We start from the raw sequence: 24,096 nt of genomic DNA, 5'->3' as shown, positions 1-24,096 counted from the left end.
AAAAGAAAATGACCAATCACCTTTGACATTGTCAAAAGTATTTAAAGGGTTCAGTTGTCTCAAAAATTTTGTTATAGCTAAAACCTGAAATTATGGCATAATGAAAGGAATTGACATAAAAACACCTATCAAAGAGAAAGATACTATCAGTTTTATAAAAATATAATTCTTGATAGCAAAAACCCACTGCGAGTGGAATAAATATAAGAATCAAAACATTTTTTAACACAAAAATTAATTAAAGAAAAATTTATGGAAATTTTAATAGCAGCAACCAAAACCTGTCAACATAGACCCTCACTTGAGAAATTACTTCAAACCGCTTGGTTACCCTATAAGGTAATTTATTTTGAGGACCATCCTGAATTAATTGAAAAATATCAATTGAAACACTCACCTTCATTGATTGTAGATGAAAAAGTGGAATCTGTTGGTATGCCCGAAATAGATAAAATAAATGAACTAAAGGCAAGAAATAAAGATATATCCCAAATTAGAATTTCTAAAAGAGATGAGACCCATATGATTCCCAAAAATGTAGGAACAGAATCTGGTTTAGTCGAAGTTGATATAACATGGGGCAGTATTCAATCGATAAAGGCTGCACAAAAAGTACATACTGTAGGGGAACTAGAAGTATATAATCACCACAATAAGGGTTTATCCATTATCGATGCGAGAAAACCTGATACATCTGGTTCAGTAACCATTCCAGGCTCTAAAAACATACCTTTTGACGAGTTGGTGGAAAGAATGAATGAATTGGACGAAAACAACCCCAGTATATTTTTTTGTAATGGACCACAATGCCCACAATCATCAACAGCTATAAAAAGCCTCTTGGATGCAGGTTATCCAGCTGATAGAATTCTATACTATAGGGGAGGAATACATGACTGGATCACGTTAGGTCTTCCAGTACAACAAGTGTAAAAATAGTAATAACTATTTTCAGTTGGGTAATGAAATTTATGAACCATTGAAAATAAGTTGAAATAGGCTAAGAATAATTAATAAAATTATTATGACAAAATAATTTTTAAATAATCAAAAATTAATTTAAAACAAAAAATTATGCATTTTAATGATGGACACTTCGGAGATATACACTTTATATGGTGGATTATATTGATAGCTATTTTAATCTTGATTTTCTTTGTCTTTTATGGTATTCCTTATCAAAAAGCAAAAAAAGAAAGTCTTAAAGATATTTTAGACAGTCGATATGCAAAAGGAGAAATCACCAAAGAACAATACGAAGAAATAAAACGAACAATTAATTCAAAAAATTAAAAACCCTTATTATGGAAACAAAATATTGAAATGCTTTAATGCGCAAAGAGAGATTAACTAAAAGATAAATTAAATGAAAATTGTAAAAATCATAGCAATAATATTACTGGTAGCGTTTGTGGGTATTCAATTTATTTCCACTACACGCAATCAAAGTGGTACTGTTCCTTCAACTGATTTTATGCTAGTAAATAATGTCCCTGAAACTATTCAAAAAAAGTTGCAGGTATCCTGCTATGATTGCCACAGTAATAATACTCAATATCCTTGGTATAATAAGATTCAACCTGTTGCTTGGTTTTTAGAAGATCATATCAAAGAAGGAAAATCTGAACTTAATTTTAATGAATGGGATTCCTTATCCAGTCGAAGAAAGAAAAGCAAATTAAAATCAATTATAAGTCAGATTAGAGATAATGAAATGCCTTTGGATTCTTACACTTTGATACATAAAGAAGCAGTATTTACAGAAGCAGAAGCAGAAGAATTGATCAATTTCATCACACAATTAAAAGACAGTTTATAAACAATAATTAATTATAATAAAAATGAAAAATCTAAAAATGAGTATAGCAGCAATGCTATTGTTAGCAGTTTCTTTTTCCAATGCACAGGAAAAAGAAAAAATGAATCACGATCATAGCAAAATGATGAATAAAAATAGCGATGCTAATGCTGAGGCTATTTTAACTGATTATTTCAGTTTAAAAGATGCTTTGGTTGGAGATGATACCAAAAAAGCCGCACAAGTTGGAACTAAATTGGTAGCCTCTCTTAAAGCTTTTGATATGAGCAGTTATAAAACGGAAGAGCAAAAAGAACTGACTGATATCATAGAAGATGCTACTGAACATGCCGAACATATCGCTGAAAATGCTATAGATCATCAACGTGAACATTTTAAGACCTTGAGCACAGATATAACAGATATGGTTGCGATTACAGGGACAAAAGGCACGTTGTACCAACAATTTTGCCCGATGTATGATAAAGGAAGTTTATGGTTAAGTACAAGTAACGAAGTCAGAAATCCCTACTATGGTAGCAGAATGCTTAAGTGCGGGAAAGTTCAAAAAATAATTCAATAGATAATTCTTTGTAAAAAAAATATTTTTTAAGCCCTGTCGTGGGAGGGGAACAAGTTTGATAGTTAATTAACCCCTTCCAGTGTCAGGCACAATGAATTTTAAAAAGTAAAGTTGATTTGGATAATAACAACTTGTAAAATGGAGAGAGATTAAATCTCTAAAAGAATGGCATATATCTTCATTTGTCAATTAATTATAACTTATGATAAAGAAAAATTTGATAAAGAGTACTTGATTTTGATGAGGAACATTCTGGTTAATGAATTGGTTAATAGTTGCAAGCCTCTAATCTCAAGTATAATATAATATGTTGAATTGTATTAAACTAAGCATTAAAATTAACAGGGTTTATGAAAGAATGTTGTAAAAGCGATTGTGATAAAAAAACAAAACAAACTGGATTAAGAAAGTGGTTAAATTATTTACTCTATACGGTAATAGCTGTTATCGTTTTAGGTGCATTGCTACTTCAACTATTTGGTGAAAAATAGGCATATAATAATGCAAAAAACAAGTAACATATCTGAGTTTAATAGTTTTTACAAACAGTTATTTAATAAGTTTTTATTAACTACAACTTTAGTTGTAGTTATATCGCTGAGTTATATCCTGTTTATATCTCTAGATGTTGTTAATCCATACTTATCTTATATTATAGTAGCATTAGCATTCATTAAAACTATTTTTATTGTCAGCCTTACGTTCATTCAACTGAGTAAAATAATTGGAGAAAGCCACAAACTTAGTCATGTGTTAACACTTTTTGGATTTTTAATTCTCTTAATTGTGTTATCATTCTCATTCGATTATCATGCCCTATATGCAATAAATGCTGAAAGTTTTAAAACATCCCTAACAGGCAGTGGTTCATTTATTAGGCAATTTTTTGAGTTTTTATATTTCAGCTTAATCACGTTTTCTTCAGTTGGATTTGGAGATATCGTACCAATTTCTGTTTCAGGAAAAATAATAGTAATACTAGAAGTCTTTTTGAGCTTTTTTGTTTTGGTTTTTGGCATTGCGAATATTAATAGAATACACGTTGACAAATAACCTTTTTAAAACTATAACTATTAAAGTGCATAAATTAATTATAGTAGTAACAGTTTATATTGCAACAGTTAATTTTATGAATGAACAGAATAGTAAAGATTCTAAAGCTAAGAAGGGAGTATCAACTTCGGTTTTAAAGAAAATAGATTAAAAATGGAAAATTATTAAAGCGTATTCTTCTTCAAGAAATAAAAAATTACAATGTAAGACCAATAATTATTATATTTAACAATGAAATATCAGCCAATGAAACGGTTAACTCAATTAAAAGAAGTACAAATGAAAAAAAATAAGCATCAACATAAAAGTGATATTTCAAAAAAAGATAAAATTATAGCTTTTGTTGTGATAGTATTGATTTTTGTTATCGCTGCAATAGCAGCTGTTTATTATTCTCTATCCAAATCTGGATTAACATTATTTTGAAACAAGTAGAATATGAATGAGACTATCCATATTAAAAGCATGGTCTGCCCAAGATGTATCACGGCTGTATCTAATATTTTGGAACAACTTGAAATACCGTATGTTTCTATCAAATTGGGGGAGGTTAAATTAGTTTCAGCATTAAATAAAAACACCAAAAATGGCCTTTCCAAAGCGCTTCAAAACTCAGGATTTAGTTTGATAGACAACCGTAAAAGTCAACTTATTGAACAAATGAAAACATTAGTTGTAAATAAAATCCATCATTCCTCTGAAGAATTGGATCTTAAATGGGCAGACTACATAAGTCAAAATCTACATCTCGATTATAAATATCTGGGTTCACTGTTCTCATCAGTAGAAAGTATTACGTTTGAACAATACATCATCAACCAAAAAATTGAACGTATAAAAGAACTCATAGTTTATGATGAATTGACCTTAAGTGAAATAGCTTTTCAGCTACATTATAGTAGCGTTGCATATTTAAGCAATCAGTTCAAGAAAATTACTGGGATGACACCATCTCAGTTTAAGAAATCGATGAACAAAAACCGAAAATCCTTGGATGAGATTTAAATTTAATAAAAGAAATAAGTGCTAAAATCAATATTTGAAATAACCAAAATGGATTGCCCTTCTGAAGAAAATCTAATCCGAATGAAATTGGTTGGGGTTTCGAGTATAGCGAATCTAGATTTTGATATTACTAACCAAAAACTGACCGTTTTTCACAAAGGTCAAATTGATGAAATAGAACAATCAATTTTACAACTTAATTTAGGCGGAAAATTACTCACAACAGAAGAAACAGACCAAATCGAATTCAAAGAACATAAAAACCAAAAGAAATTACTTTGGACTGTTCTCGGAATTAACTTTGCTTTTTTTATTATTGAAATGACCACGGGCTTGATTTCAAAATCAATGGGACTTGTTGCAGACAGTTTGGATATGTTAGCAGACAGTTTTGTTTATGGAATTAGCCTTTTTGCAGTTGGGGGAACTTTAATCAAAAAGAAACGAATTGCAAAACTTGCAGGATATTTTCAAATCACACTTGCAGTTATTGGATTTGTAGAGATTTTAAGACGATTTTTTGGAAACGAAAAACTTCCAGATTTTACGACAATGATTGTTGTTTCAATTTTCGCTTTAATCGCAAACGGAATTTGTTTGTATTTAATGCAAAAGTCAAAAAGTAAAGAAGAAGCGCATATGAAAGCAAGTATGATTTTCACTTCAAATGATGTGATTATCAATTTAGGAGTTATAACAGCAGGAATTTTGGTAAACTGGTTGAGTTCCAATAAACCTGATTTGATAATAGGAACAATCGTTTTTGTTTTAGTTATTCAAGGTGCTTTGAGGATATTAAAATTGAGTAATTAACCATACAGAGTGTCGTTAGTTTCCGTAATCAGCAAATTCTACAAATCATTCAGCATATAACGTAATACATTAATGTCCTTTAATTCTGAAATTTGTAGTGTTCAAATAAGAATAAGATTATGGAGACAATTAATATATTTGAAACTAAAGAGAAAAACCATAAGCAGGGTATAAAAGAATCATTCCCAGTTACAGGTATGACCTGCGCATCGTGTGCATCGAGCGTTGAATCTGTATTAAAACATACAGACGGTGTATTTGGTGCAAGCGTAAACTTTGCGAGCAGTTCTGTTCTTGTAGAGTACGACAAAGAGTTGAGTCCTAACCAACTTCAAAATGCACTTCGCGAAGTTGGTTATGACATTATAATTGATGCGGAGAATCCTTCGGAAGTACAACAAGAACTTCAGCAAAAGCACTATCAGGATATAAAATACCGTACCATCTGGTCGGCAATACTTACGCTTCCCATTTTTGTATTAGGAATGTTTTTTATGCAATGGGAACCTGGAAAATGGATATCCTTGGTATTAACTTTTCCTGTCCTATTTTGGTTCGGTCGTAGCTTTTTCATCAATGCTTTCAAGCAAGCCAAACACGGTAAGGCGAATATGGATACCTTGGTAGCATTGAGTACAGGAATAGCTTTTCTCTTTAGTGTTTTTAATACTTTTTTTCCTGAGTTTTGGTTGAGCCGTAGTATCGAACCTCACGTCTATTATGAAGCAGCTACAGTAATTATAACCTTTATTTCTTTGGGGAAACTATTAGAGGAAAAGGCAAAGTCAAATACTTCTTCGGCCATTAAAAAGTTGATGGGATTACAACCCAAAACACTAAAAATTATTGAGAATGGGGAAGAAAAAGAAATTTCTATTTCGTCAGTGCAAGTGGGTCAGACCATTTTAGTACATCCGGGAGAAAAGATTCCTGTAGATGGAGAGGTTTCCAAAGGAAGCTCTTACGTAGATGAAAGTATGATTACAGGAGAGCCTGTTCCAGTAGAAAAATCAAAGGATGAAAAAGTTTTTGCAGGAACGGTAAACCAAAAAGGTAGTTTTCAATTTATTGCTGAAAAAGTAGGTGGGGAAACCTTGCTGTCACAAATTATTAAAATGGTTCAGGAAGCGCAAGGAAGCAAAGCACCTGTCCAGAAACTGGTAGATAAAATTGCTGGAATATTTGTTCCGGTTGTCTTGGCTATATCTATTATTACATTTATTGTTTGGATGTCAGTTGGAGGCGATAATGGTTTTTCGCAAGCCTTACTAACTTCTGTAGCAGTATTGGTTATAGCCTGTCCCTGCGCGTTAGGATTGGCAACACCTACTGCCATTATGGTGGGTATTGGTAAAGGTGCAGAAAACAATATCCTTATAAAAGATGCCGAAAGTTTAGAACTCGGTCATAAAGTGAATGCCGTTATTCTTGACAAAACAGGCACAATTACAGAAGGAAAACCTTTAGTAACTGATATACTTTGGAAGGATAAACTTGAAAAACAAAATCAATACAAGCAAATTCTTTTGGCGATAGAAGCGCAATCAGAACACCCTTTGGCAGAAGCGGTAGTCAACCACTTAAAAGATGAAAATATTGAAAAAGCTGAAATTGCTTCTTTTGAAAGTATTACAGGTAAAGGTGTGAAAGCTCAAACAGAAAATGGTTCGCAATATTATGTTGGAAATTATAAACTGATTGTTGAAAAGAACATTCAAATCGATGCTTCCTTGATGCAAACAGCAGAAAGTCTCGAAGAGCAAGCAAAAACAGTCATTTTCCTTGGCAATGAAAAACAAGTGCTGGCGATACTCGCAATTGCAGACAAGATTAAGGAAACTTCAAAAAAGGCTATAGCAACACTTCAAGAACGAGGCATCGAGGTCTATATGCTTACTGGAGATAATAATAAAACTGCATCAGCTGTCGCAAAACAAGTAGGGATAGCAAATTACCAAGGAGAAGTAATGCCTTCAGAGAAAGCAGCTTTTGTTGAAAAATTACAAGCTGATGGTAAGATAGTAGCTATGGTTGGAGATGGTATAAATGATTCCCACGCTTTGGCTCAGGCAAATGTAAGTATTGCAATGGGTAAAGGTTCGGACATAGCAATGGACGTTGCGAAAATGACATTGATAACGTCAGATTTGCAATCCATTCCCAAAGCATTGGAACTATCAAAAAGAACCGTATTGGGCATACGTCAGAATCTATTTTGGGCATTCATTTATAATATCATTGGTATTCCAATTGCAGCAGGCGTTTTGTATCCTGTAAATGGATTTTTATTAGACCCAATGATTGCGGGAATGGCAATGGCTTTCAGTAGCGTATCTGTAGTTCTAAATAGCTTAAGGCTTAAACGAGTAAAACTTTAATATTAATTATAAATTCAAATACAATGAAAACTTTAAAATTTAAAACAAATATAAATTGTAGTGGGTGTATATCAAAAGTAACACCATTTTTAAACAAACAAGAAGGTGTAGAAAGTTGGGAAGTGGATACCGCTAATCCTGATAAAACTTTAACCATAGAGAGCAACTGTGCTTCAGAAGAAAATATAAAGGCTACATTGCAAAAAGTAGGCTTTAAAGCTGAACCTGTAGATTAATACTCGCGTTTTAAGATGGTTTATATTTTAATTTTGGTTGTGATTCTTCTGTTTGCCATTTATTTTTATAGAAAGCGAAACAGCATCAGCATAATGTAAAGCTATTTCCAGAGCATTGATACAAATTATTAATGGGGAATGTTCTTTATTATAGAAAACTTTAAAAACATAAGCTCTTTGATTTATTCAAAAGTTGATAACACTATCTAAAGCATCATCAGCCTCTTTATGGATGAAATTTGCCTGATAGTTCAATGTAGTTTTTAAATCGCTATGACGATACAATTTTTGAAGCATTAATGGGTGTATTGAATCCCCAGCGATATTTCCAAAGCTATGACGAGCTATATGCATAGTTATTTTCTTATTGATTTTGGCCTTTTTAGATATTGATTTTAAATTGTTATTAAACTTTTTAGTAGCTGTTTTTCTTTTATTATAAACATCTTTAGCATTATCGAGATTGGCTTTTTTTAATTCAGGAAAAACGAAATCATCTTCACTTCTTTTATCATCTTTATATTGGTCTAAAATCTTTAGTACTTTTTCGGGAATTTTTAATGATAGAAGTTTTGAGTTTTTATGCATTCTATAATGCAGTCTGCCATCATAAAAATCAGACCATTTGGTACGTAAAATATCGGAAACCCGCATACCAGCAAAATTGAAACTATATAACCATACATTTCTAGTGTGTAGTTCAATTGGGGAGAGGTTATTTAACGATTCTATCCTTCGGATTTCATTGATATTTAGTCCTACCTTGGTAGTTTCAGGAAATTTAATACGAATTTTATCCGTACCGAATGGATATAACTCTCTATTGACTATTTTTTGTTTAATTGCTCTATTGAATAATAATCTAATTAAAACTAGAATATTCATAATAGATGTTTCAGATAAAGAATGTTTAGTCTTAAGGTTGAGCATTAGTTTTTTTAAAAAACGTTCATCAATCTCTTGAAAAGAAAGTTGTTTAGATTTATTGAATTTTACAATAAAGCTAACCCAAGCTTTATCAGTAGAAAGTCGATTCAACTTTTCCGAGCTTTCCAATTCATCCAAATGTTCCTCTGCCAATTCAAAAAAAGTTGACTTATTTGCTGAAGAATATATTACCTTTTTTATTTGATTGGCAGAGGCATCTTTTTTTTCGGATTGCAATGTGATAAGTGCTTTATTGACTTCAGAAAGTTTTAGTGATAATAAACTATTTAGGTTTTTATAATTGGAGTTTGATTTTTTAACACGAATATTCTTTTCGTCCCAATCTTCTAATTCAATATAATGACCAAGATATTGATATGTTGACCTACGATTTTTTGTAATGCGGATAGCAAGAGGATAAAGACCTTCTCTATTCGACTTTTTGCGAAGAACTATTTTTGCGTTTGATGACATTGTTACCTGTTTTTAGCACGAAAGTCAAATCAGGTACAACATTTGGTCTTAAAACCATTATAAAGATACAATTTTATTTGGTTCTCTGGGTACAACATAGGTACAACAAATGCTGAAATCAATTGATATTAGTTGATATCAAATAAAATGTGAAATCACTTAAACAATTGGAAATGAAATGCTTTGCTATTATTTAGGCAAATATACGCCAGACTTAGGATCTAGTGCCGCAAGGTGTGAGAGTTCGAGTCTCTCCGCCCGCACATAAGCTCTTCGAAAATCGAGGAGTTTTTTTTTATGAAACAATTTTCAAAAGAATTGATGAAGGAGAGATGAGAAGTTTATCCTGAGCGCAGTCGAAGGGAGTCTCTCCGCCCGTACATAGGCTCTTCGAAATCGAGGAGCTTTTTTTATTGAGTTAAGTTTCTAATGCAAAAATTTATGAATACCGTTGTTGTAATTCTTTTTAAACTGAAAGAATTATACACTAATAGCAACTTTTGATTTATGCAGACTTTTTAAAAAGACGTATATTTGTTATAAACGACGACCCTTAGTGAATTAAAAGTTTGATAAAATATGTCTTTAAAATATAGTATTCATTTTTACTGTTTTTTTTTATTTATAGCATTCGTAAATCAACCGGCTTTTGCACAATATGCATATTATTTTAAAAATTATACTTTATCGGATTATAAAGCGGGGAACCAAAATTGGGATATAACCAAAAGCGATGATGGGAAAATTTATGCTGCCAATAACGAAGGCTTATTAGAGTTTGATGGTTTAAATTGGAAGTTATGGGAAATGCCTAATAAAACCATTGTTAGATCGGTTTTGGCTTATAACAATAAAATTTATGTTGGATCTTATGAAGATTTTGGGTATTGGGAAAAAGACAAGAAAGGAATTTTACAGTATACTTCACTAATAAGCTCCAGCGATAAAAAAAGTCTTAGAAGTGATGAAGAGTTTTGGCAAATTGTTTTGCTAAATAAAGCAATTATATTCAGGTCTTTTTCAAGTATTCAGATTTATGAAGACGGTAACATAACATCCTATAATTTACCATCAACCATTATGGCTTGTAATGTTATAGATGGAAAATTATTAGCGTCAACTTTAAATGAAGGTATTTTTGTTTTTAAGAACAATAAGTTTGAACAATTTTTATATTCACAAGATTTACTTAACGCAAAAATTATTTCAATAGATTCAATAAAACCAAATCAATTTTTATTAACAACTGCTCTCAAAGGATGTTTTTATATTGATAATAAAAAAATCACAACTTGGGAAAGTGAAATAAATCAATTCATAAAAAAGCATCAACTAAATAGATTTACAATTCTAGAAAATGGAAATTTAGTATTTGGAACCATTAAAAACGGAATTTATATTACCAATAGTAAAGGGAAAGTTTTATACAATATTAATAAAGAGAACGGGCTTTTAAATAATACCGTTTTAGGGCAATTTAAAAGCAATAATGAATTGTGGCTTGGTTTAGATAATGGCATTTCATTAATTGATTTAAATACAGCAAACTATTATTTTAATGATATTTCAGGAAAACTTGGAGCTGTATATGATGTAATTGATTTTGAAAATACAAGATATGTAGGAAGTAATACAGGTTTATATTTTATTGATGAAAATCAGAATATCCAGTTTATTGAAGGCTCTCAAGGACAAGTTTGGGATTTGCAAAATATAAATGGTGAACTGTTTTGTGGGCATAATGATGGTACCTATTTAGTAAAAAACAAAAAATTGAAAAAAATCTCCGGCTATACGGGAGGTTGGGTTATAAAAAAAGTTCCTGAACGTAATACGATGTATATTCAAGGAACATATACCGGATTGGTGAGTTTTAAAAAAGAACAAAAGGAATGGAAAATTAAACACTTAGGTAAAACAACTATTCCAATACGATTTCTTGTATTTGAAAATGAATATACGGCATGGGTAGCACATGCATATAAAGGTTTATACAAGGTTAGATTTAATAAAAATTATGATAGTATAGTAGATTTTAAAAACTATAGTAATAAAGGGTTGTGGTCAGATTTTAATGTTAGAATACATAAAATAAACAATATGATAACTTTTCATACTTTAAAAGGATGGCAGAAGTACGAAAGTTTATTAGACAGTATTGTTCCTTTTGATTTATTAAATGAAAAATTAGGAGAAGAATCTTATATAATTTCTGAAGATAATATTTCAAAAGCAGTAATAAAAACAGAGAATGCAATCGCTTTCAATTCATTAGAGGATGAATCTAAATTTGTGCCTAATAGATTTTATAAAAAGAGAATTATTTCTGGCTATGAAAATATTTCAAAAATAAATGATTCAATTTATGCTCTTAATTTATATGATGGATTTATGCTTATTAATTTAGCAACTTTTTCAAAAAATATAAGTTTAAGTAAACCAATTATTGAAGAAATTTTAGTTAATAATAAAAATATAAATATTGATACAAGCATTATTGAACTTCCATTTAGAAAAAATAATTTACTTGTTGCTGTTTCATCTCCAGAATCAAAAAATTTCAGTTTTAAATATAAATTATTAAATTCTGACATTACTTCAAATTGGAAAGATTTAAAGCAAGGTAAGGTTGAACTGTCAAATTTAATGGATGGTGATTATGAACTGTTAATTAAAACTGTTGATGATACTAACAATGAATCTACAATATCTAAATTACCTTTTACTGTTTTAACTCCATGGTATAAAAATAAAATAGGCTTCGCTGTATATCTATTTCTATTTTTAGTAACAGCTTTTTTAGTTTATGTATTACATAAAAGAAAAATAAGTAAAGAACAAAAATTACTAAAGCTAAAGTACGAAGAAAAACAAAAGAGATTGCTTGAAGAAAAGGAAATGGAAAATGAAAAAGAAATTATTAAATTAAAAAATGAGTCTCTTAAAAATGAGGTAAAATTAAAGAGCAAACAGCTGGCTAATACTGCAATGGCTTTGGTAAAGAAAAACGAAATACTTTCCGTACTAAAAAAGGAATTGCTTTTACATAAAAGAAGTTTTGAAAATCAATATTCATTTAAAAAAATGATTAAGCAAATAGATAATTCAATTGAACATGAAGATGAGTGGAAATTATTTGAATATAACTTTAATCAAGTGCATGAAGAGTTTTTTAATCAACTTAAACTTAAATACCCAAACCTTACACATAAGGAATTAAAAATTTGTGCTTATTTAAAAATGAATCTAACTACAAAAGAAATAGCTCAGTTAATTAACATCTCAGTTAGAGGAGTTGAAACGCTCCGATATCGTTTAAAAAAGAAACTTAATCTTAGTAAAGAGGATAGTTTAAGACAGTTTTTGCAAAATTTCCATTAAATTAGTATACTTCTTATTTTTTTAATAGTATAAAATAATACGTCATTTATACGTCATTATTGATTACTAAAACCTTGTAGTTCCTCTATTTTCGTATTTTACTATACGTCAAATAAGGCTTTTATAAGCCATAAATTAGATGACGTAATTAAAGTGTATACTTTTTTTTTAATAAAAATTTAACACTGCCTAACTTAGTATTTAATTAACAATAAATTAACATACATGAAAACAAAATTAATATGTTCCTTATTATTATTTCCTCTCTTATTTTTTGCTCAAGAAAGAAATATTACAGGAAAAGTAACCTCATTTGATGGTATGCCTATACCATCAGTAAGTGTTTTAATTAAAAATACTACCAGAGGAGTTGTTACTGATTTTGATGGTGTTTATAGCATATCTGCTAGAGAGAACGAAATATTGGTATTTAGTTATATTGGTTTAAAAACTAAAGAAGTAGTAATTGGTACTTCAAATATAATTGATGTGACCTTAGAAGAGGATACTTCAACATTGGAAGAGGTTGTAGTTATAGGTTATGGTGTGGTTCAGAAAAAAGATTTAACAGGTTCAATTACTAGTATTAAATCTGATGAAATTTTAAAACAACCCGCGCTAACTCCTGCTCAATCATTACAAGGAAAGGCTTCTGGTTTACAAATTATTTCTTCCGGTGCACCGGGAAGTTCTCCGGTTGTACGTATTAGGGGTACCGGTACTATTTTGGCAGGGAGAGATCCAATTTACGTAGTAGACGGAATTATAACGGATAGAATTGATAATATAAATAGTGATGATATTGTTTCGATGGATATTTTAAAAGATGCTTCTTCATTGGCAATTTACGGAAGTAGAGGTGCAAATGGTGTTATAATGGTAACAACAAAATCTGGAAAGCAAGGAAAAATGAAGATCGATGTATCGTCTTACTACGGAATTAAAACCATGCTTAGTGAAGTGAATATGGCAAATTCGGAGTCTTATGTAAGTTATTCAAACTTAGCTTTTGGTTATAATCGTTTTTCTACAGATCAACAATATAATACAGACTGGTTTGATGAAATAACAAGAACAGGTTCCGTAATGAATCATAATATAACAGTTAGTGGCGGCAGTGAAAAAATATCAGCCTTATTTAGTGCGAATTATTTCGAAGAAGAAGGTATTTTAAAAGGTAATGATTATAGAAGATTGAATTTAAGAAATAAAGTTAAATATGATATTAGTCCAAAGTTAAAGTTTGAACATAATATATCGTTGTCTATAAATAGATCTATACCTAAACCTTATTCTGCATTTACTACGGCATATAAACAATCACCGCTCGTACCGGTAAAATATGAAGATGGTGTATTTGAAGGTAGATGGGGTGTTCCTTTTGACGATAGTGGTGCACGGTATAACAATGTTGGAAATCCGGTTTCTCAATTGGAGTTAAGTAATGAAAAACATAAGAACACCATAATTCAAGGAAATGTTAGTGTTGAATATGAAATTTTGGATGATTTAAAATTTAATACCAGTTTTGGTATTGAAAGTGGTTTTGGTAAATACTATATTTTTAATGATAATTTAGCCGCATATTTAGCCGGAGACCCAAATAGAGAGGTTGAAGACTTTGAGAGTTCTAATTTAAATACTTTAACTGTTAGAAAAAGTGATTATTACCATTGGATATATGATGCCTTTTTAACTTATACTAAAACATTGGCAGATGATCATCATTTTAAATTAGTTGTAGGTACTACAACCGAAAAAGAGCAAAGCGATTTCTTAAAAGGAGTTAGAAATAATGTTCCAAATAATACAAATTTATTTTCTTTAAATAATGGTGAAGCTGGTACTGATATTGCTACTAGTGGGCTTTCTAATTTAAAAACGTTACGTTCTTACTTTGGAAGACTAAGTTACGATTATTTACATAAATATTTGTTAACAGCCACAATTAGAAGAGATGGTTCAAGTGTGTTTGCAAATAAAAATAAAAATTGGGGTAATTTCCCTTCAGTTGGTTTAGGATGGGTAATTTCTGAAGAAAATTTTTTAAAAGATGTTGAATTTATAAATCAATTAAAAATTAGAGGAAGCTGGGGTAAATTAGGAAACCAAAATATTCCTTTAAATGAGTTAACTTTTAATTCAGATTTAGGTTATGTTTTAGGTTCTGATCAATCGTATGTGCCGGGCTCAACAGTTACTGCAATAGTTGATGAAAATGTAAGTTGGGAGGTAACTGAAGAGTTTGATTTAGGTCTCGAATTTTCATTACTTGATTATCGTCTTTCAGGGGAAGTGGATTACTACAATCGTTTAAACAAAAATGCAATTTTACCAATAAGTTTACCTAAAGCTTTTGGAGCAAGTGGTACAACACTTACACACGCCGGAAAAGTTAGAAACAAAGGTTTTGAATTTGCCTTAAACTGGAAAGATAAAATTGGAGATGATTTCACGTATAATATAGGTGGTAATTTAACGTATAATGAAAATGAACTTGAAAAAATTACTAACCAATTTGCTTTTGAACAATCTGGTGGATCAATTGATAACGGTCAGGTTACAAAACTTTTAAGAGAAGGAGAACCTATTGGAAGTTTTTATCTGTTAGAAGTTTTAGGTTTTGATGAAAGAGGCGAATTTGTTTATAATGATATTAATGACGATGGAGTTATTGATAATGATGACAGAAAGTTTTTTGGCTCTTATCAACCGGATGTATTTTATGGTATTAATATAGGTTGTACTTATAAAAATTGGGATTTTAGTGTTGATGGATACGGTAATGCAGGTAATAAAATTTATAATGGTAAAAAAGCACAACGATTTGGTGGAGAAAATATAGAACAAACTGTGGCAAATAATATGTATTCCGCAACAAGTGCTTCAAATCAAAATCCTGCACCTTTTAATGATGTGCCGCCATCATCAACCTATTTTTTGGAAGATGGTGATTTTTTCAGAATAAATAATATAACTGTAGGTTATACATTTTCTAATGTAATTGAAGGAATTCAAAAAATAAGAATTTATGGTTTAGCTCAAAACCCTTTTATATTTAAAAGTTTTTCAGGATATACACCAGAGTTACCCGGAAACGGAGACCCTTTAGGTACTTCAGGAATAGAGCTATATGCTTATCCTTCAGTTACTTCTTATTTGTTTGGTGTTAACATTAATTTTTAAACTTTTGGCTTTATGAAAAAATATATAAAAATAGCAATTACAAGTATGATGCTTTTAGCTTTCTTAGCTTGTAATGATGATGATTTTCTTGATGTTGATCCATCAGTGGAAACTCCGGAACAAGCATTGTCAAGCCCAACAGCTGCAACAGAGTTAGTGAATGCAGTTTACAATAAATTGTTAGATTGGAACATCAGTTCATTTTCATGGATTGGAGTAACCAGTATTATTTCTGATGATGCAGATAAAGGAAGTGATCCCGGTGATACTGGAACCGATAAAAATTTATTAGATGACTTTACATTTACATCTACTTCGGCATCTTTTAAAGATGTTTGGGAAGGAAATTATCAAGGTATTGCCAGAGCAAATCAAGCTTTTAAGTATTTGCCTGAATTAGAAATTGATGAATCACTTAAAAATAGATTAATTGGTGAAACAGAATTTCTTAGAGCATTGTTTTATTTTAGATTGGTTAGAATGTTTGGTGATGTACCTTTAATTAAGGAAGTACCGAATATTCAAAATCAAGATGATATTAATAGAGCAAATACCCGAGCTCCAAAACAAGAAGTTTATGATTTTATTGTTGCAGATTTAAACGATGCCATTAACAAACTTCCGGTTCAATATAGTTCAAGTGATCTTGGAAGAGCTACAAAAGGTGCCGCGTTAACATTATTGGCTAAGGTACATATGTACCAAGGAAATTGGCAACAAGTTTACGATTTAACAAACCAAGTAAAAGGATTAGGAATTTATAGCTTAACACCTAATTATGAAGATATATGGAAAGAAATAGGTGAAAATAATTCAGAATCTATTTTTGAAATCCAAGCAAGAGGTGAAACCCCAAATAATGGGGTAAATAATTATTCTGTTACCCAAGGTGCGCGTGGTGCCGGAGGTTGGGGTTGGGGTTTTAGTACTCCAACAGAAGATTTAGCCAATTCTTATGAACCAAACGATGTAAGAAGAGATGCTACCATTATTTTTAGAGGAGAAACTCTTTGGGATGGTTTTGAAGTTGCTACAACAGTATCTAATGCTATGTACAATCAAAAAGCCTATGTTAGTAAAACTATGGAAACATTTAACGGCAATGATTCTGAATCAAATAAAAATATTCGCGTTTTAAGATATGCTGAGGTTCTTTTAATGAATGCAGAAGCTGCGTTAGAAGTTGGAGGTGATGCCGCAACACCATTAAACATGGTTAGAAATAGAGCCGGATTAGAGAATGCACCTGCAGTAAATAAAATGGCTGTTTGGCAAGAACGAAGATTTGAATTAGCTCTCGAACATGATCGCTATTTTGATTTGGTAAGGCAAGGAAGAGCAGGAGAAGTACTTAGAGCACATGGCAAAAACTTTGTTGATGGTAAACACGAGTTATTTCCTATTCCACAAACTCAAATTGAGTTGAGTGGAGGCTTGTTAAAACAAAATCCTGGATACTAAAATTAAAATTTATAGATAAAATAATTAAATTATTTAAAATTAAAATGAAATATATATTTCACATAATAGTCATATTTTTTTGGAGTACATCATTACAATCTTGTTCAGGTGGTAGTGATAACAATTCAAATCCAACACCATCTCCAACACCATTACCTCAAGAACAACTTTCAGATAATGAGTTATTAGATTTGGTTCAAAAGCAAACGTTTAAATATTTTTGGGATTTTGCTCATACTAAAAGCGGTTTAGCTTTAGAAAGATCTAATTTAGATGCTTATGGAGGTGAGGCAGCAGAGACTGTAACTTCAGGAGGTAGTGGGTTTGGTGTTATGGCTATTATTGTTGGAGTTGAAAGGAATTTTATTACAAGAGACCAAGCTGTAGAAAGACTGTTGAAAATCACTGATTTTTTATTAAATGGAGATCGTTTTCATGGTGCTTTTCCACATTGGTATTATGGTAGTACAGGTAAAGTAAAACCATTTTTTACTGAAGATGATGGTGGTGATATTGTAGAAACATCATTTATGATTCAGGGTTTATTAACTGCTCGACAATATTTTAGTAACAATACAACTAATGAAAGTTTACTTCGAGACAATATAAATAAATTATGGAATGAAGTTGAATGGGATTGGTATACAAATAATAAAGATGTGTTAACATGGCATTGGTCTCCAAACTATGGTTGGGCAATAAATCATGAACTTAAAGGCTATAATGAAGCACTTATTACTTATGTGTTAGCAGCATCATCTACAACGCATGCTATAAATGCTTCAGCCTATCATAACGGTTGGACATCGGGAAGTAATTTTATAAATGGAAATGTTTATTATCAAAAATGGAGATTGCCTTTAGGTTTTGATTATGGAGGACCTTTATTTTTTGCTCACTATTCATTTTTAGGTTTAGATCCTAATGGTTTAACTGATAATTATGCAAATTATTGGGATCAAAATGTAAACCACACACTAATAAATCATGAATATTGTGTTAAAAATCCAAAAGAATATGTTGGTTACAGTTCGGCAAGTTGGGGACTTACAGCAAGCGATAACCATGAAGGTTATTCCGCACACAGCCCAACAAACGATTTGGGTGTAATCTCTCCTACAGCAGCGTTATCATCATTTCCATATACGCCAGAATATTCTATGCAAGCATTACGACATTTTTATTATAATTTTAATGGAAAATTATGGGGTCAATATGGCTTTTACGATGCTTTTAATGAAACAGAGAATTGGTACTCAACCAATTATTTAGCAATTGATCAGGGACCTATAATTGTTATGATTGAAAACTATAGAACAAAGCTCTTATGGAATTTGTTTATGTCGTGTCCCGAAGTGCAAGATGGTTTAAATAAATTGAATTTTACAAGTCCTCATTTTTAAATTAAAAAGTTAATATGAAACAAATAATAAGCATAGTTTTTCTGACTTTCAGTGTATTTTTAAGCAATGCACAAGTTCAGTATAGGCAATTCAAGAAAGAAATTAAGCAAGAAATTTCTATTAATTACGCTTTACAATTACCTGATAACTATGATAAAATTGAAAAAGAATGGCCGTTGATTTTATTCCTGCATGGATCAGGTGAAAGAGGAGACGATTTAGAAAAAGTAGCTATCCATGGTCCTTTAAAATATGTAAGAGAAGGTCATAAAATAGATGCTATTATTATAGCTCCTCAATGCCCTGATAATCAATATTGGGGAGATGTCGATTTTATAGTTCCTTTAATTTCTGATTTAGAGGAAAATTACGCTATTGATACAACTAGAATTTATATAACAGGATTAAGTATGGGAGGTTATGGAACGTGGTTTTATTCATTAAAGCATTCTGAGATTTTTGCAGCAATAGCTCCTGTTTGTGGACCAACATTTAGAACATTCCCTAGAAATGCTAATGTAATAAAAGATAAACCTATATGGATTTTTCATGGGGCTAAAGATGATGTTGTTGATGTTTCTGAATCTGAAGCAATGTATGAAGCATTAAAGAATGCAGGAGGCAATCCAAAATTAACAATTTATCCGGAAGCAAATCACGACAGTTGGACTGAAACGTTTAATAACCCTTTGTTTTATGAGTGGTTATTAAGTAAAACATTAAAAAATGAAAATTAAAAAATTAATATTATTTTTCTCACTAAGTGTCTTTTTTGGTGTTTTAGGTTGTAAAAAAGACTCCATTCAAAATGAAAATAACGTTTTATTAAATAATAAAAACGTTAAGATGGAGTCTTTTTTAGATAGCCTAATGCAAGTGATGACTTTGGATGAAAAAATAGGGCAAATGGTACTTTTTTCAACCGATTGGGAAAAAACAGGACCTTCTATAAATAACAGTTATAAAAAATTAGTTGAAGAAGGAAAAGTAGGGAATATTTTTAATGCGTATACTTCAAAGTTTACCAGAGAATTACAAAAAACTGCAATAGAAAATACGCGTTTAGGCATTCCGCTTTTATTTGGGTACGATGTAATTCATGGGCATAGAACTATTTTTCCAATTTCATTGGGAGAATCGGCAAGTTGGGATTTAGAAGCTATAGAAAATGGCGCTCGAATTGCAGCAATTGAAGCTGCAGCAGAAGGTATTCACTGGACTTTTGCTCCAATGGTGGATATTGCTCGTGACCCACGTTGGGGAAGAGTTTCAGAAGGCGCAGGTGAAGATGTGTATTTAGGTTCTGAAATAGCGAAAGCTAGAGTAAGAGGTTTTCAAGGAGATGATTTATCGGCTACAAATACAATTTTAGCGTGTGCCAAACATTATGCTGCTTATGGAGCTGCTCAAGGAGGAAGAGATTATAATACAGTTGATATTTCTGAAAGAGAATTAAGAACAACATATTTACCACCTTTTAAAGCTACTGTTAATGAGGGAGTTGCAACATTTATGACTTCTTTTAATGAGTTAAATGGAGTTCCGGTAACCGGAAATAAATATCTGTTAACTGATATTTTAAAAACAGAATGGGGCTTTAAAGGTTTTGTAGTTACCGATTATACTTCAATAAATGAGATGGTAGCACATGGTATTGTTAAAGATGATAAGGAAGCTGCTGAATTAGCTGTAAACGCAGGTGTTGATATGGATATGCAGGGAGCAGCTTTTATGGATTATTTAAAAGAGTTAATAGCAGAAGGAAAAGTTTCTGAAAAGAAAGTAGATGAATCTGTACGAAGCATTTTAGCACTAAAATATCAATTAGGCTTGTTTGATGATCCTTATAAATATTGTGATGAAGAAAGAGAGAAAAATAGCTTAATGACAACTGAAAATTTAGAGGCGGCAAGAGATATGGCAAGGAAATCTTCTGTATTACTTAAAAATAATAAGGAAATCCTTCCAATTTCAAAAGATAAAAAAATTGCTTTGATTGGTCCGTTGGCAGATAATAAATGGGATATTATTGGATCCTGGTCAGCCGCAGGTGATAGATATGAAAAACCTGTAACAGTACTTGAAGGCTTTAAAACTAAAATTTCAAATTCATCAAACTTAATGTTTGCAAAAGGATGTGAAATTAATTCGGATGATACAAAAGGTTTTAATGAAGCAATTGCAATTGCTAAAAAAGCAGATGTAATTGTGATGGTTATGGGAGAATCTCAAGATATGTCCGGAGAATCAGCTAGTAGAACAAATTTAGATTTACCGGGCAATCAAAAAGATTTACTTAAAGAAATTAAAAAAACAGGAAAACCAATTGTATTGGTTCTTATGAATGGAAGACCGCTTACTTTAGAATGGGAAAATGAGCATATTGATGCAATTTTAGAAACGTGGTTTCCGGGAACTATGGGAGGAATTGCAATTGCCGATTTAATTTTTGGAGATTACAATCCTTCAGGTAAGTTAACAATGTCTTTTCCAAGAAATGTAGGGCAAATACCAATATACTACAATGTTAAAAATACGGGGAGACCAATAGATCCTAAAAATCCTTATGAAAAATATAAATCGAATTATTTAGATGTTCTTAATTCACCTTTGTACCCTTTTGGCTATGGATTAAGTTATACAACTTTTGAATATTCTGATTTGAGTATTGATAAAAACAAATTCACTTTTAATGAAGATATTACTGTAAGTGTAATTATAAAAAATACCGGAAAATATAAAGGTGAAGAAGTGGCACAATTGTATGTGCAAGATTTAGTAGGAAGTGTAACACGACCACTAAAAGAACTTAAACGGTTTGAGAAAATTTTACTTAACCCGGGAGAATCAAAGGAAGTTTCATTTACAATTAATTCTAAGGACCTTGCTTTTTATACTAGAGATATGAGTTTTAAAGCTGAACCTGGAGAATTTAAAATTTATGTTGGCACAAATAGCCAAAATGTTCTTGAAACACAATTTAGCTTAAAATAAAAGGCTGAAACATTTATTAAATATAATTAAAAGACTAATTCTAAATAAAATAATAACTATCATGAAAACGATTAAAAGCTATATAAGTAATTTATTATTTGTGGTATTGGCAATTTTTTTAACCTTTTCATCTTGTGATGATGATTTACCAAATTATCCATTTATTGCTTCTATACCATGCGATAATCCTGATGTAGTTGCAGATCCAAATATTATAAATGATTTTGAATGTCAAAATAACGTTGTGCTTTCGGGTGTTGAACAGGTTTTAAATCCTGATGAATCAGGTATAAATACAAGTAGATTTGTTGGAAAATATACTGATCCTACTGCGCCTTGGGATGCACTTATTATTGATTATGGAGCACCAATAGATCTTTCAATATACAATACATTTAAAATTAAAATTAAAACAAATATTACAGGTGTTTTAATAGTAAAACTTGAAGGAGGGACATCACCTGCAAAAGAACTTAGTAAAAACATAACTAGTAGCAATTGGACAGAATATACTTTTGATTTTAGCGATCAATTCAATCAAAGTCATAACAAATTAGTAATGTTTTTTAATGCTGGTGTTGATACTGATGGTACAGATGAATATTATATTGATGACTTACGCTTTGTTACCACAACTGATCCTTGTGTTGGTGTTGTTGCTGATTTTAGTATCGTGAATGATTTCGATTGTCAACAAAATCAAGAAGTACCTGAAGTTGAATTGGTTGCAACTCCAAGTAAATCAGATGTTAATAGTAGTAAATTTGCCGGTAAATATATTGATGAATTAGGAGCTTGGGATGCTGTAATTATTGATTATGGTGAAGCAATTGATCTTTCAACAAATAATGTATTTAAAATAAAAGTACTAGCTCCGGTAACCGGTACCTTAAAAGCTAAGTTAGAAGGTGGTACATCAAGTGCAATTGAAAAAGATGCTGTTATTTCAAAAACAGGTGAGTGGGTTGAGTATTCTTATGATTTTAGTAGTGAAGCTTCTGAAAATCATACTAAAATAGTATTATTCTTTAATGCGGGTGTTGATACAGAAGGTACTGATGTGTATTATATAGATGATTTAAGATTCAGAGAAGCTTCTGACCCTTGCGCTGATGTTATTACGGATCTAAGTATAATTAATGATTTTGATTGTCAAATAAATTCTACAATTCCGGGTTATTTAGCAAATACAATTATTGAAAATCCTGATAAGTCTGATATCAATTCAAGTGATTTTGTTCTTGAAGTAACTGATAATGGAACAGACGCATGGGATGCGCTAATTTTTGATTATGGTGGAGCATTGGATTTGTCAACTAAAAATTATTTAAAAATAAAAATATTGTCTGATAAAGCAGTTCCGTTATTAGCTAAATTAGAAGGGGGTACATCTGGAGCTAAAGAGGTTTGGGGAGAAATTGATACTGTAGGAGAGTGGAAAGAATATATATTTGATTTTAGTGATCAGACAGCAGAAAATCATCAAAAAGTGGTATTCTTCTTTAATGGAGGTAAAGATGATGGTACAACATCAGATATATATTATATTGATGATATAAGATTTACAGAGTATGATCCTTGTGATGGAGTTGCAACAGATTTAAGTGTTGTTAATGATTTTGAATGTCAGCAAAATTATGAGATAACTTGTTGTATTGATACTGTAATTATCGATAATCCTGACGGAAGCGGAATAAACACAAGCAGTAAAGTACTTGAGGTAACTGACAACGGTACTGAAGCTTGGGATGCATTAGTGTTTGATTTTGGTGGAGCTATTGATTTATCTACTAAAAATCAATTGAAAATAAAAGTACTTTCTTCAAGAGCAGTACCTTTATTAGCAAAACTTGAAGGTGGATCAATTGCAGCTAAAGAAGTTTGGGGAGCAATTGATACAGCCAATGCTTGGACTGAATATACTTTTGATTTTAGCAGTGAAGCTTCAGGTGATCATCAAAAAATAGTATTCTTCTTTAATGGTGGAGAAAATGATGGAACAGCAACTGACATATATTATATAGACGATATTAAATGGGAATAGGTTAATTGAATTTGTGTTTTCTAAAAGGGTTTCTTTTTTACGAAGAAACCCTTTTAATATAAATTAATAAATAATGAGTTATACTATTGGTATTGAAATTTAATTTTGACAAAAAAACATATCCTTTTGTCAAAATTTATGTGGTAATTTTATTAGGAAATAGCTAATTTGCCATTGATTTTTTTAGTAAGTTAGCTAACTTAAAGTTTTAAGATTATAATTAATAAAATTAGTGAAAGAAACAGACTTATCACAGGGTGAATATGAAGTTATAATAGACTCTCCTGGAAGGATAAATATTATAGGAGAACATACTGATTATAATAATGGATTTGTATTACCAACAGCAATTGACAAAAA

Annotated in this window: 20 protein-coding genes; 19 read left to right on the top strand and 1 reads right to left on the bottom strand. The window is 30.9% G+C overall.

The genetic code is table 11. From position 1 onward, the window contains the following. Window positions 1-252 precede the first annotated feature (252 nt). From HGB55_RS12320 to HGB55_RS12270, 11 genes are all read left to right on the top strand, one after another. Window positions 253-933 carry a rhodanese-like domain-containing protein gene (locus HGB55_RS12320; protein WP_168817202.1) on the top strand — a complete coding sequence of 227 codons (681 nt, stop codon included), beginning with the start codon at window positions 253-255 and terminating at the stop codon, window positions 931-933. Window positions 934-1,074: 141 nt separating this feature from the next. Beyond that, entirely contained in the window at window positions 1,075-1,293 is a 219-nt protein-coding gene (locus tag HGB55_RS12315; RefSeq protein ID WP_168817201.1) for an SHOCT domain-containing protein, read from the top strand. Between the two features lie 73 nt (window positions 1,294-1,366). Continuing rightward, window positions 1,367-1,819 (top strand): heme-binding domain-containing protein, encoded by a 453-nt coding sequence (locus HGB55_RS12310; protein WP_168817200.1) that lies wholly within the window; start codon window positions 1,367-1,369, stop codon window positions 1,817-1,819. A gap of 22 nt (window positions 1,820-1,841) precedes the next feature. Continuing rightward, entirely contained in the window at window positions 1,842-2,381 is a 540-nt protein-coding gene (locus HGB55_RS12305) for a DUF3347 domain-containing protein (RefSeq protein ID WP_168817199.1), read from the top strand. Window positions 2,382-2,731: 350 nt separating this feature from the next. Further along, the gene (locus HGB55_RS12300) at window positions 2,732-2,872 is read left to right on the top strand and encodes a hypothetical protein (RefSeq protein ID WP_168817198.1); all 141 of its coding nucleotides are present in this window, start codon (window positions 2,732-2,734) and stop codon (window positions 2,870-2,872) included. 10 nt (window positions 2,873-2,882) lie between these two features. Beyond that, entirely contained in the window at window positions 2,883-3,434 is a 552-nt protein-coding gene (locus HGB55_RS12295) for a potassium channel family protein (RefSeq protein WP_168817197.1), read from the top strand. 246 nt (window positions 3,435-3,680) lie between these two features. Continuing rightward, complete coding sequence (locus tag HGB55_RS12290; RefSeq protein ID WP_168817196.1) at window positions 3,681-3,860, top strand: hypothetical protein; 180 nt, start codon at window positions 3,681-3,683, stop codon at window positions 3,858-3,860. 12 nt (window positions 3,861-3,872) lie between these two features. Beyond that, window positions 3,873-4,439, top strand: a complete 567-nt coding sequence (locus tag HGB55_RS12285; RefSeq protein ID WP_168817195.1) for an AraC family transcriptional regulator — start codon at window positions 3,873-3,875, stop codon at window positions 4,437-4,439. An 18-nt stretch (window positions 4,440-4,457) separates the two neighbouring features. After that, a complete protein-coding gene (locus HGB55_RS12280; protein ID WP_371807822.1) occupies window positions 4,458-5,252 on the top strand; it encodes a cation transporter in 795 nt (264 codons plus the stop codon). Window positions 5,253-5,371: 119 nt separating this feature from the next. Continuing rightward, complete coding sequence (locus HGB55_RS12275; protein ID WP_168817194.1) at window positions 5,372-7,630, top strand: cation-translocating P-type ATPase; 2,259 nt, start codon at window positions 5,372-5,374, stop codon at window positions 7,628-7,630. A gap of 23 nt (window positions 7,631-7,653) precedes the next feature. Beyond that, window positions 7,654-7,866, top strand: coding sequence for a heavy-metal-associated domain-containing protein (locus HGB55_RS12270; protein WP_168817193.1), 213 nt, complete (start codon window positions 7,654-7,656; stop codon window positions 7,864-7,866). A gap of 186 nt (window positions 7,867-8,052) precedes the next feature. Here HGB55_RS12270 and HGB55_RS12265 read toward each other — a convergent pair whose 3' ends face one another. After that, entirely contained in the window at window positions 8,053-9,267 is a 1,215-nt protein-coding gene (locus tag HGB55_RS12265) for a site-specific integrase (protein WP_168817192.1), read from the bottom strand. A gap of 579 nt (window positions 9,268-9,846) precedes the next feature. Between HGB55_RS12265 and HGB55_RS12260 the strand changes: the two genes are divergently transcribed. The 8 genes from HGB55_RS12260 to HGB55_RS15595 all read left to right on the top strand — a co-directional run. Continuing rightward, complete coding sequence (locus tag HGB55_RS12260) at window positions 9,847-12,648, top strand: LuxR C-terminal-related transcriptional regulator (RefSeq protein WP_211047390.1); 2,802 nt, start codon at window positions 9,847-9,849, stop codon at window positions 12,646-12,648. Between the two features lie 225 nt (window positions 12,649-12,873). Then, window positions 12,874-15,834, top strand: coding sequence for a TonB-dependent receptor (locus tag HGB55_RS12255; protein ID WP_168817191.1), 2,961 nt, complete (start codon window positions 12,874-12,876; stop codon window positions 15,832-15,834). 12 nt (window positions 15,835-15,846) lie between these two features. Further along, window positions 15,847-17,295, top strand: coding sequence for a RagB/SusD family nutrient uptake outer membrane protein (locus tag HGB55_RS12250; RefSeq protein ID WP_168817190.1), 1,449 nt, complete (start codon window positions 15,847-15,849; stop codon window positions 17,293-17,295). Between the two features lie 44 nt (window positions 17,296-17,339). Then, window positions 17,340-18,698 carry a glucoamylase family protein gene (locus HGB55_RS12245; protein ID WP_168817189.1) on the top strand — a complete coding sequence of 453 codons (1,359 nt, stop codon included), beginning with the start codon at window positions 17,340-17,342 and terminating at the stop codon, window positions 18,696-18,698. 14 nt (window positions 18,699-18,712) lie between these two features. Continuing rightward, complete coding sequence (locus tag HGB55_RS12240; protein WP_168817188.1) at window positions 18,713-19,435, top strand: prolyl oligopeptidase family serine peptidase; 723 nt, start codon at window positions 18,713-18,715, stop codon at window positions 19,433-19,435. Then, window positions 19,425-21,692 (top strand): beta-glucosidase BglX, encoded by a 2,268-nt coding sequence (bglX, locus tag HGB55_RS12235; protein WP_168817187.1) that lies wholly within the window; start codon window positions 19,425-19,427, stop codon window positions 21,690-21,692. Before HGB55_RS12240 ends, bglX begins: the two co-directional genes overlap by 11 nt. Before the next feature lie 61 nt (window positions 21,693-21,753). Next, on the top strand, window positions 21,754-23,736 hold the full coding sequence (locus HGB55_RS12230) for a hypothetical protein (RefSeq protein ID WP_168817186.1): 1,983 nt from the start codon (window positions 21,754-21,756) through the stop codon (window positions 23,734-23,736). A 232-nt stretch (window positions 23,737-23,968) separates the two neighbouring features. Beyond that, window positions 23,969-24,096: galactokinase family protein (locus tag HGB55_RS15595; RefSeq protein WP_168813996.1), on the top strand; the 128-nt coding region annotated here is incomplete at its 3' end.

The organism is Lutibacter sp. B1, from assembly GCF_012524075.1.
GTDB lineage: Bacteria > Bacteroidota > Bacteroidia > Flavobacteriales > Flavobacteriaceae > Lutibacter.
Note: the sequence above shows the minus strand (reverse complement) of the source record. Positions and strands in the feature narration are given on the sequence as shown.